This is a genomic window from Flavobacterium sp. S87F.05.LMB.W.Kidney.N (assembly GCF_004366435.1).
Taxonomy (GTDB): Bacteria; Bacteroidota; Bacteroidia; order Flavobacteriales; family Flavobacteriaceae; genus Flavobacterium.
The window spans coordinates 309,079-321,400 of sequence record NZ_SODX01000007.1 but is presented as its reverse complement, the minus strand read 5'-3'; the positions used below and the strand labels follow the sequence as shown (position 1 = coordinate 321,400).

At 34.6% G+C, this 12,322-nt stretch carries 5 protein-coding genes; 3 read left to right on the top strand and 2 right to left on the bottom strand.

What is annotated here, in order from left to right; all coding sequences use genetic code 11:
• The 3 genes from EDB96_RS20205 to EDB96_RS20195 all read left to right on the top strand — a co-directional run.
• Positions 1-290 (top strand): T9SS sorting signal type C domain-containing protein (locus EDB96_RS20205; protein WP_134142788.1); only part of this gene is annotated, 290 nt, incomplete at its 5' end.
• Between the two features lie 152 nt (positions 291-442).
• A complete protein-coding gene (locus tag EDB96_RS20200) occupies positions 443-4,300 on the top strand; it encodes a T9SS sorting signal type C domain-containing protein (protein ID WP_134142787.1) in 3,858 nt (1,285 codons plus the stop codon).
• 485 nt (positions 4,301-4,785) lie between these two features.
• Positions 4,786-10,179 carry a T9SS sorting signal type C domain-containing protein gene (locus EDB96_RS20195; protein ID WP_134142786.1) on the top strand — a complete coding sequence of 1,798 codons (5,394 nt, stop codon included), beginning with the start codon at positions 4,786-4,788 and terminating at the stop codon, positions 10,177-10,179.
• 46 nt (positions 10,180-10,225) lie between these two features.
• Here EDB96_RS20195 and EDB96_RS20190 read toward each other — a convergent pair whose 3' ends face one another.
• Both EDB96_RS20190 and bioB read right to left on the bottom strand, forming a co-directional pair.
• Positions 10,226-11,092, bottom strand: coding sequence for a cupin-like domain-containing protein (locus EDB96_RS20190; RefSeq protein ID WP_057115287.1), 867 nt, complete (start codon positions 11,090-11,092; stop codon positions 10,226-10,228).
• An 80-nt stretch (positions 11,093-11,172) separates the two neighbouring features.
• Positions 11,173-12,261, bottom strand: a complete 1,089-nt coding sequence (bioB, locus tag EDB96_RS20185) for a biotin synthase BioB (RefSeq protein WP_057115286.1) — start codon at positions 12,259-12,261, stop codon at positions 11,173-11,175.
• Positions 12,262-12,322 lie beyond the last annotated feature (61 nt).

Here is a 12,322-nt window from a genome sequence, read left to right as displayed (position 1 = left end):
TCCTTCGTTATACTTCTAAAACTTTAGGAACAGATGACTTTGAAAATATTTCAGATGGAATTTTAGTCTCAGTTAAAAATAAAATAGTTAGAATTACTTCTTCAAAAGAAGCACTAAAAGAAGTAAAGATTTTCGATATTGGAGCGCAACTGTTATATAGCAAAAACAGAGTAAATTCATCAGAATTACAAATTTCAAACTTAAATTCAAGTGATCAAGCTTTATTAGTCAAAATAACTTTAGAAAACGGGCATACTTTTACTAAGAAAATTATTTATAGTAATTTATAGTAAACACAACCTAGATTTTAAAAAAGTCCATTCCATAAAAAGAATGGACTTTTTTTATGTCAAAATATCCCTAAATCTTGGTATTGCGTCCCTTATTAATACTTTATAATTTTAGCTGAATTCTTACATATTTTAACTTTAATTATTTTGTTTTGATTAAAAATTTACTTTTAGTACCAATTCTCATTCTTTCATTGTTTACAGCTGGGAAAATTTTTGCTCAGCAAGGTAAAGTAGACAACACCTTTAATATACTAGATGATGGACAAAATGGAGATGGATTTGATGGAGCGGTAAGAACGCTTGCCTTGCAAAAAGATGGAAATTTAATTGTTGGAGGTGATTATTTAAGCCTAAATGGATTTCCTGTTTCCTATATCACTAGATTAAATCCCGACGGATCTATTGACGAAAGTTTCAACACAGGAACTGGTTTTAATGGCAAAATATATGCATCCTATCTGCAAGCCGATGGTAAAATAATTCTAGGAGGCAGTTTTACTAATTATAATGGAATTAGTGCAGGGAGGCTTATTCGCTTAAATTCAGATGGATCTTATGATCCTAGTTTTAATACCACTGTCGGAGTAACAACAGGAATTGTTTACGACATTGCAGTCCAGTCAGACGAAAAAATAATTATTGTTGGAAGTTTTACCAAATATACAAGTACTACAGTAAATAGAATTGCACGTTTATTTCCAAATGGCACACTCGATTCTTCATTTTTGACGGGTTCTGGATCGTCATTAAATATCTCACATGTTAAAGTTACTACTAATGAAAAAATAATTCTTACTGGAAATTTTATCACATTCAACGGTACTCCAGCAAATCGAATTATTCGGTTAAACATAAACGGAAGTTTCGATTCTAGTTTTAGCACTGGAGCTGCTTTTGACGATGATGTAAATGCTATTGTTTTACAATCAGATGGGAAAATTATTTTAGGTGGTAATTTTACAAATTACAATGGAAATACAGCTAATCGGATTATTCGGTTGAATGATGATGGAACAAAAGATGAAAGTTTTTTAACTGGCTCAGGTTTTAACAAAGAAGGTGTGCAAGTTCTCAAATTGAATGCAACAGGAGACATTATGGTTGGAACATCCTTTAAGGGTTTTTATAATGGTGTTGAAGTAAATAGATTGGTTTTTCTGAATGCAGATGGAACTTTAAAGCAAGATTTTGATATCGGTTCAGGACCTGCTACATCATCTGTTTTAAGTTTGGAATTTGATGATGAAGGATCATGGTTTATAGGTGGATCTTTTTCTGTTTTTGATGAACAAAATCAAGGTAAGTTAGCAAAAATAAATCAAGAAGGAGAACACGATATATCATATTTATCTTCGGGAATTGGATTTGATAATTCTGTTTTAAGTATTCTGCCTATTTCTGATAAGAAAACAATTGTTGCAGGAAATTTTAAAAAATTTAACGGAATAATGGTTCCTAAAATTACCTGTCTTTTAGAAAACGGAACAATTGATCCCTCTTTTAATCCTGAAAATTCAGGAGCAAATAATTTGATAAAAACAACTGCATTACAAACCGATGGAAAGATTATATTAGGAGGAAACTTTACTAAATACAATGATGTTTTAAATAATCGAATCGTTAGAATTTTTTCGAACGGACAAATAGATAATTCCTTTAATATTGGTGATGGATTTAACGGACAAGTGTATGCATTAGCAATTCAGCCTGATCAAAAAGTTATTGTCGCAGGAGCATTTGCAAAGTATAATGGTGTAAATACGGGTAAAATTGTTAGACTACTCCCAGATGGATCAAAAGATCTGGATTTCAATATCGGTTCAGGAGCAGATGGAACGATTGAGGTTTTAGTTATACAATCAGACGGAAAAATTCTAGTAGGAGGTCACTTCAAAACATTTAATAATGTACCCTTTGCAGGCTTAGTGCGCTTGAATGCTGATGGAAGTGTCGATTCAAGTTTTAATATCCGCAATGGTTTCGATAAATATGTTTACGCAATTGCATTGCAATCTGATCAGAAAATTATTGTTGGAGGATCCTTTTTAACTTTTGATGGAATTTCGCAAAAGAAAATCGTTCGATTAAATAGTGATGGAAGTCTTGATAATACATATGAATCAGGAACTGGTTTTAGCAAAGGAGATGTTCGTGCTATTTTAGTCCAGCCGGATGATAGGATTTTAGTTGGAGGAAGCTTTTCAGGAACATATAAAAATGTTTCATCTTTGAGACTGATTCGATTATTACCATCTGGCTCTTATGATAATTCCTTTACATCAAAATTAAATAATACGCTTTTTTCAATGAACTTTACTGAAGATTATAAATTGTTGATTGGTGGAAATTTTAATTCGGTATCTAGTATTTCAAAACATAGAATTGCACGTTTAAAACTATGTGTAAATACAACAAGTTGGAACGGAATTTCATGGTCAAATGGTTTTCCTTCGGCTGGTAAAGATGTTTATTTTAAAGATAACTATCCTAATTTGACCACAACGAATGTTTGCGGATGCAATATTGATCAAGATAAAACTGTTACTCTATTAGAAAAAAACACTTTAGGAATTGAATTTGCATACACAGGTGCTGGAACTTTAGTTTTGGAAGACTCTGCCAGCTTATATCAGACCGATGATGATATGCTGAATACTGGAATTATTCATTTAAAAAGAAAAACAAATCCCGTAATTCGATATGATCTTACTTATTGGTCTTCACCTGTAAATAATCAGCTATTATTTGATTTTTCACCAGATACCCTGGGAGATAAATTCTTTTGGTATGATCCAATTTCTGGCTGGACAATTAATTATAATGGAACAATGACTATGATTCCAGGACAGGGTTATAATATTAGGGCTCCTCAATATTATTCGCTTATAGAGCGTACGATATTTGAAGGGACTTTTAAAGGTGTTCCAAATAACGGTAAAATACAATCTTACTTTGCAGTTGCGAATAAATATTATTTAATTGGAAATCCATACCCATCAGCCATCAGCGCAGATGCTTTTTTAAAAAGCAACGCAACAAAAACAAAAGGAGCACTTTACTTTTGGACTCATAATACTCCGCCTTTAAATAATAAATATGGGAAAGATGATTTTGCAGTTTATAACCTCCTAGGTGGGGTTGGAACAAGATCTTCTTCGAATTCTGGTGTCAGTAATTCAGCTCCAGATGGGACAATAGCTTCAGGGCAGGCATTTTTTATAAAAAGTAATACGGAAGGTACTGTAGAGTTTAATAATAGTATGCGGATTTCAGGAAATAATAGTAGTTTTTTTAAACCTTCTAAAGATTCAGCTATTAAAAAAGAAGAAGAAGAAAAACATCGATTTTGGTTGAATCTTAAAGATAATGATGGAGCCTGTAAACAGATTCTCCTTGGTTACGCAGATGGAGCTTCTAATGCTCTGGACTTGAATTATGATGCAGATTTTTTAAGTTCTGAACAGACAGTTGAATTTTACAGTATCGTAGAAAATAAAAAATTAGCAATTCAAGGCAGGGCAATGCCTTTTGTTTCAACTGATTCTATTGCTTTGGGCTATAAAGCAACTGTTAAAGATATGCTGACTTTAGAGATTGATCACCAGGATAAATTCTTTGATGATAAAAGTATTTTTTTAATAGATAAAACTTCAAATAAAATTCATAATCTTAGTGAGATTTCATATCAGTTTGATTCAGATATTGGAACTTTTAATGATCGTTTTTTAATAATTTATATTAATAAAACTCTAGGAAATAAAACCAATGAAAAGGATCTAAAAGGAGTTTTAATATATATAAGAAATCGAATTATTAATATTGAATCTTTGAAAGAAGATATTAAAGAAGTTGTCGTTTATGATGTTTCAGGAAACCAATTACAAAAAATAGATAATCTAGAAACAAAAAAGTTATCTGTCCAAAATTTGTTTACTTCTCATCAGGTTTTATTGGTCAAAGTGTTTTTTCACAATGGCAGTTCAACTTCAAAAAAAGTTATTTTCTAAACTAATATTCTTCATTATAAAGGCCTTTTGCAAAATTTTGTAAAAGGCTTTTTTTACTTAAAAACATATTTTAAAATACTGATAATCATTATTTTGGTTCTTTGTGAGATTTTTATTAACAGTTTTTTCCTATTTTTTTTAAATTTTTATTTTAAAGTGTTAAAATTATATGTTTAATACTACATTGTGAATTTGATTGTAAATAAAATCGTACCTTGTTATAGTAATTAATCGATTAAGCGCTATAAAATTCGATTAAAAGCAATTTGTTTTACTAGCCTAAACGTAATTTTTTCTTTAAGCACTGTTCAAAATTTTTATCTGCCTTAAGAGTAATTCTAAAATTGATAGGATTTTTTATCTCAATAGGATGTATATAAGTGCAAATACCATTTATACACTTTTGTTAAGTCTATTATCTTCTAGAAATTTGGGATTGATCTTGTTTGAATTTGAATTTATTTTTCAATTATTAAATGCACAAGATGAAAAGAAATTTACTTCCACAACTGAGATTCTTCAGTCATTTTACTCGACTTATTTATACTGATAAAATACTAAAATTGAATGCTATTTTTAAATTAAGATATAGTTTCATTTTAATTTTATTGTTTTTTTATTCTGCTTCAAAAGCACAAACACTAGCACATCCATTCCCTGCAACTGGGTCTTTGGTCCTTCCTGCAGGAATAGATCAGGTTACAGTAGAAGGCTGGGGAGCAGGAGGAGCAGGAGGAGCTGCAGTAGCTACATTAACGGTTGGAAGAAGTGGCGGCGGCGGCGGCGGCGGCGCATATGCAAGAGGTATTATTGCAACATCAACTCCCCAAACTTTAGCCATTAACGTAGGGACAGCGACTGCAGGAGGGAGTAGTAATGGTGCTTCTGGGGGTGCTTCTTTTGTAACAGGATACAATGCCTCTTTTTATGCTCCAGGTGGATCAGGAGGTACTGCAAATACAGGTGGAACTCCTAGTGGTGGAAATGGAGGTTCAGGTGCTGTTGGTAGTCAAGCGACAGAAGCAGGTGCAAATGGTACGGCGGGATCTAGCGCGCTTTTAGGTGCAATTTTTTGGTCAGGAGCCGGCGGAGCAGGTGGGAATACTGTTGGCGGCGGCGGAGCAGGAGGTGCAGCAATATCTAGTTTAGTTTTAGGAAACAGTGCTGGAAATTCTGGAAGTAATTATGGCGGCGGTGGCGGTGGCGGAATAAGTTCATTATTGTCAACTCAAAACGGTGGCGGTGGTGCAAGAGGACACATGATTTTAACCTACACCTGCAAAACTTATAGTTTAACAGGAACTTCGGCAGCAAATGTTTGTACAGCCACTGGAACTACCTCATTAGTACAATTAACAGGAAGCACAACTAGTTTGCCAAAAGGAACTTATACAGTAACTTACAGTCGAAGCAGTCCATCAGCTACAGGTTTAACAGCCACTATGACTGTTGGAACAGCAGGAACAGGACAGTTTACAGCAACGGGGCTGAATGTTATTGGAAATAGTACAATTACTGTTACTTCTTTGGCGTCAATGGATTGTACTTCAACCATTAGTTCAAATAATGCAACAACGATTCTAGTTGGAGCACAACCTAGCATTACATTAGGTACAACTACAGCTGTGTGTACAAATGGGGTTGCACAAAATACAACATTAACTTATAGCGCTACAACCAATTCGCCAAACACTTATAGTATTACCTGGAATGCATCTCCAGCCAATAGTTTCGCAACAGTTACTAATGCGACTTTGAGTGCAGGGTCGATTAATATAGCTATTCCAGCAAACACACAGCCAGGAACTTATACGGGATCTCTCACTGTACGTAATGTAGCTGGTTGTACATCTGCTGCTAACAATTTTACGATTACTGTAAATCCTCTGCCAACAATAACTTTAGGAACAGCAGGAGCAGTGTGTTTCAACACTTCAAGTCAAGTGACAAATTTAAGTTATAGTGCAACCACAAATTCACCTACTACTTACAGCATTGTATGGAACTCAAGTCCGACAAATACTTTTGCTCCAGTTATAAATACATCATTACCTGCAAATTCAATTCCTATTACCGTTCCAGCAGGAACATCACCTGGCACTTATACAGGAACCATAACTGTAAGAAATGCAAATGGATGTTCATCAACTGGAAGTAATTTTACAATAACAGTAAATCCTCTACCTACTATAACCTTAGGAAGTGTTGGAATAGTTTGTTTTAATACTTCAGCTCAAACAGCTAATTTAAGTTATTCTGCAACAACCAATTTGCCAACAACTTACAGTATTACTTGGAGCGGAAGTCCCACAAATAGTTTTGCAACTGTTACAGATGCATCTTTGCCTGCAAATTCAATTGGTATTGCCGTTCCAGCAGGAACATCTCCTGGCACTTATACAGGAACATTAACTGTGAAAAATGTCACCAGCTGTGTATCGGCGGCTAATAATTTTACAGTTACAGTTAGCAATAATCCAACAATTGTAACAACGGGAACTTTAACAGCAGTTTGCCAAAGCGCTAGTGTGCAATCCTCTTCTCTATCATACACCGCAACCACTAATTCGCCAATAAGTTATTCAATCGATTGGGCGACATTGACAGATCAGGGAACAACTGCTTTTGCTTTTGCTGCTGGAGGAGGAAGTATTAATACCATCAATGTTCCTGCAAATACAGCACCTGGAACTTATACAGGAGTAATGACGATTCTCACATCCAATGGATGTTCAGCAACTCAGTCTGTGTCCTTAACAGTTAATGCAGTTCCAACAATTACGACTTCAGGAACTTTAACAGCAGTCTGCCAAAGTGCTAGTGTGCAATCCTCTTCTCTAACATATACCGTGACCACTAATTCACCAATAAGTTATTCAATCGATTGGGCGACATTGACAGATCAGGGAACAACTGCTTTCGCTTTTGCTGCTGGAGGAGGAAGTATTAATACCATTAATGTTCCTGCCAATACAGCATCTGGAACTTATACAGGTACAATGACGATTCTAACATCTAATGGATGTTCAGCAACTCAGTCTGTGTCCTTAACAGTAAATGCGGTGCCAACGATCACGACTTCAGGTGTTTTAACGGCAGTCTGTCAAAGAGCTTCCGCACAGCTTGCTTCTTTGACATATACAGCAACCACTAATTCACCAATAAGTTATTCCATTGACTGGGCAACATTGACAGATCAGGGAACAACTGCTTTCGCTTTTGCTGCTGGAGGAGGAAGTATTAATACCATTAATGTTCCTGCCAATACAGCATCTGGAACTTATACAGGAGTAATGACGATTCTCACATCTAATGGATGTTATTTTAATCAAAATATTTCTTTAACAATTAATGCTCTTCCAACAATTACGACTTCAGGAACTTTAACAGCAGTCTGCCAAAGCGCTAGTGTGCAATCCTCTTCTCTATCATACACCGCAACCACTAATTCACCAATAAGTTATTCAATCGATTGGGCGACATTGGCAGATCAGGGAACAACTGCTTTCGCTTTTGCTGCTGGAGGAGGAAGTATTAATACAATTAATGTTCCTGCCAATACAGCATCTGGAACTTATACAGGTATAATGACGATTTTGACATCTAATGGATGTTCAGCAACTCAACCAGTTTCTTTAACAGTGAATGGTAGTCCAACCATAAGCACATCGGGAATATTTGTTGCTGTTTGCCAAAGTGGATCTGCACAAACAACGACTTTAAATTACAATTCTACAACGGGATCCCCAATTAATTATGCTATAGATTGGGTTGCATTAACAGATCAGGGAACAACGCCATTTCCTTTCAGTTCTGGATCCGGAACCGTTATTAATGTTAATGTTCCGGCCAATACAGCAGCAGGGACATATAATGGTGTGATGACAATTTCTACGGCAAATGGATGTCCAGTAAATCAGGGAGTTTCCTTAACTGTAAATGCAGTTTCTGCACCAACTGCCTCTGCGACACAACAGCCAAGCTGCGAAAATAATGCAGGTATAATAACGGTCACTTCGCCTGCACCGGGAACAGGATATTCATATAGCATAAATGGAGTTGATTATAGTAATACTTCTGGTATATTTACAGGTTTGGCTCCTGGGCCTTATAATGTAAAAGTTAAAAATAATACCTCAGGTTGTGAATCTCCATCAACGCCTATTACAATAAATGTGTTAATTACTAAGACTTGGAATGGAAGTGTTAATGCTAATTGGGGAAATGCATCAAACTGGACTCCATCTGGGGTTCCTTTGGCTTCTGATTGTGTTAATATTCCTGCCTTGGCAACAAGTCCAATTATTTCGGGAACTAATGGCAGTTTTTTCGCAAATAGATTAACAATAGAGAATAATGGATCGCTAGTTGTACAAAGTTCTAATACAATTACAGTGACAAATGAGGTAAACGTAGTAGGCAATGGAGTTTTCATTTTTGAAAATAATTCCAGTTTAGTGCAAGTTTCAAATGCTGTTAATACTGGAAATATAACTTATAGAAGAAATACCTCACCAATAAGACGTTACGACCTTACCTACTGGTCTTCGCCAGTAACAAGAGTACCAGCATTTACACTTTACAATTTATCACCAAATACATTGGGAGATAAATTTTATAAATATGTAATTGGACCTCGATGGGTTATAATTTATAACGGAACTGAAGAAATGGTAAAAGGTACGGGTTATAGTATTCGCGCACCTCAAAATTATGATATTGATACGCCTCAAGTTTATCAAGCAGAATTTATTGGAGTTCCGAATAATGGACTGGTTTTAGGACCAGAAGCAGTTCCTGAAAAATTTAATTTAATTGGAAACCCTTATCCATCTGCAATTTACGCGGATCAATTTATTTATGATAATGCAGCTAATTTTTATGGGACATTATATTTTTGGACGCATAATACATTACCAACTCAAAGTGTTCCTGGAGATAATAATTTTCATTATGGAGATAATGATTATGCAATTTATAATTTATCTGGTAATGTAACAGTTGGAGGAATGACAGGAATTGGAGCGCCAACACCAGGTAATCAGGATCCTCCTTTAGGATATATTGCTGCAGGACAATCTTTTTTCGCAAAATCAATAACTGATCAAAAAGCTGTTTTTACAAATTCAATGAGAGTTCCTAATCGTAATAGCCAATTTTACAAGTCCGTAGCTACAACTGAAATTGAAAAATACCGTGTTTGGTTAAATTTAACAAATACACAAGGAGCTTTTAAACAACTTTTAATAGGATATATAACTGGTGCAACAAATTTATGGGATAACAATTATGACGCAGTGAGTATGGATGCAAATCCGTATATCGATTTTTATAGTATTAATGAAAACAAAAAGTTAGTAATTCAAGGGCGCGCAATTCCTTTCGTTGCATCTGATACAATTCCGTTAGGATATCGATCTGCTTTAGAAGGAGAATTTACAATTGCTATAGATCATACAGATGGGAATTTGGATAATCAGGTAATTTACTTGCAAGATAATGTAACTAAAACGATACACAATCTTAAAACGGGAGGTTATAAATTTACTACAACAATTGGAGTTTTTCCTGATCGCTTTGTGCTTCGATATACAAATCCTAACGATGCTGTTTTAGGTAACGAAAATTTTGAAAACCTTAATGGAAATATTTCTGTCTCAGTTAGAGAAAAAAATATTAAACTGCAGTCTTTCTCAGATAAAGAAAATATCCAAGAAGCAGCTGTTTATGATGTTGGAGGAAAACTACTATATTATAAAAATGAAATTGATGATAAAGAATGGCTCATTACAAATCTGCATTCTGGACCTCAAGTGCTACTGGTAAAAATTACATTGGATAACGGAAAAACTGTAACGAAAAAAATAGTCTATAACTAAAGTAAAAATCGGTTGAGAATTAAAACTCAACCGATTTTTTTTATCATTAAGCGCTGCGGCGTAAATTTTCGTTTGTATTTGTAATCGCCTTTTCGTTTTTATAATCAATCCATTTCTGGCCTTTAATTTTTCGCATCATAATATCAAAGTGACGCATAATAAAAACATTATAGGCTGCTTTAGATAGATTGGCAATGTTTTTAGGAAAAGCACGAAGACTCATAGAAAAACCAGGTGTCAAATACTTCATATAATGCCAATATCCTTCTGGCATATATAACATTTCTCCATGTTTTAGATTCGTAATATATCCTTCAGCATTTTTTAGAGCAGGAAATTTTTCATAATCGGGATTATCAAAATCAATATCTTCTCTCGAAATTAAAGCATGAGGTACTTTATACATATATTTTGACTGGTCTGGTGCGAAAATCATACACTGCTTTTCTCCATGAAAATGAAAATGAAGAATATTAGAATAATCAATATCATAATGCATAAAAACCCTTGCGTTTTCTCCGCCAAAAAATAGCATTGGTAATTGTTTGACTAATTTGAGACCAATATCCGGCCATAAAAAATCATTTTTTAGCGTCGGCACATCCTTCATTAAATTATAAAGAAAAATGCGGTAATTGGTAGGTTTTGATTCTAAAAGGTTAATATAGTCGCTCATTTTCATTTTCATATGAGCTTCATTAAATCCTTCTTCATGGTTTACAGGCCTATCATCGTACAAGGGAACGGTGATATCACCTGCGATATCATTAATATAGGATAATTTCCATTTTTGATAAGCCGGCCAGTCTTCGGTCAGTTCTTCAACAACAACTGGAATTTGTTTTTTTACATATTGGGAAATAAAATCTTCTTTAGAGATTTTCTTAACCCTTTCTATTTCTTTTAATTTCATTTTTATAAATAAAAAAATTGCTTATAACTCTGTGCATAAGCAATTTAATAATATTTATTGAAATTTATTAACTCTTTTAATTATTTTTTTGATCTGATCGAAGCATCAATATTTCTTTCTATTTTATGATTTGGTCGTGACCATTTAGGTTTTTCTCCCAAAGAATTAAATTGAGAATCGGAAGCTTCAACTGTTTTGGGCTGCATTATTTTAATAAAAGGTTTTTGCGCCATCATTCCCAAAGTTTCGAACATTTTCATATCCTCATTTACATCAGGATTTGGAGTAGTAAGTAATTTATCTCCTGCAAATATCGAATTTGCTCCTGCAAAAAAGCACATTGCCTGACCTTCACGTGACATATTTGTTCTTCCTGCAGACAAACGAACTTGTGTTTCTGGCATTACAATTCGTGTAGTGGCAACCATGCGAATCATTTCCCAGATTTCAACTGGTTTTTCTTCTTCCATTGGAGTTCCCTCAACTGCCACCAATGCATTAATTGGAACAGATTCTGGCTGTGGATTTAAAGTAGAAAGAGCTACAAGCATTCCAGCTCTGTCTTCAATACTTTCTCCCATTCCGATAATTCCTCCGCTGCAAACTGTAACATTTGTTTTGCGAACATTTTCAATAGTTTGTAAACGGTCCTCAAAACCACGAGTTGAAATTACATCTTTATAATATTCTTCAGATGTATCTAAGTTGTGATTATAAGCATATAAACCTGCTTCTGCCAAACGATGCGCCTGATTTTCTGTAAGCATTCCTAAAGTGCAGCAAACTTCCATATCAAGTTTGTTAATCGTACGGACCATTTCTAAAACCTGATCAAATTCTTCACCATCTTTTACATTTCTCCAAGCTGCTCCCATGCAGACACGAGAAGATCCATTAGATTTAGCTCTCAAAGCTTGAGCTTTTACCTGACTTACAGTCATTAGATCATTTCCTTCAACTCCCGTATTGTATCTTGCAGCCTGCGGACAATAGCCACAATCTTCTGGACATCCGCCTGTTTTTATAGAAAGTAAAGTGGAGACTTGAACTACGTTTGGGTCGTGTTGCTGTCTGTGAATTGTAGCTGCTTCATAAAGCAGATCCATCAATGGTTTATTGTAGATGGCAATTATTTCGTCTTTTGTCCAGTTGTGTTTTGTAATGCTCATGGATAAATTGTTTTTTGGAGCATTAAAAGTAAGTAAATTATGATAACAGATTTATTAGCTT

Excerpts from the sequence above, each read along its gene's own strand:
- EDB96_RS20195 (WP_134142786.1), top strand. The coding sequence starts at position 4,786 with ATGAAAAGAAATTTACTTCCACAACTGAGATTCTTCAGTCATTTTACT.
- bioB (WP_057115286.1), bottom strand. The coding sequence starts at position 12,261 with ATGAGCATTACAAAACACAACTGGACAAAAGACGAAATAATTGCCATC.
- EDB96_RS20190 (WP_057115287.1), bottom strand. The coding sequence starts at position 11,092 with ATGAAATTAAAAGAAATAGAAAGGGTTAAGAAAATCTCTAAAGAAGAT.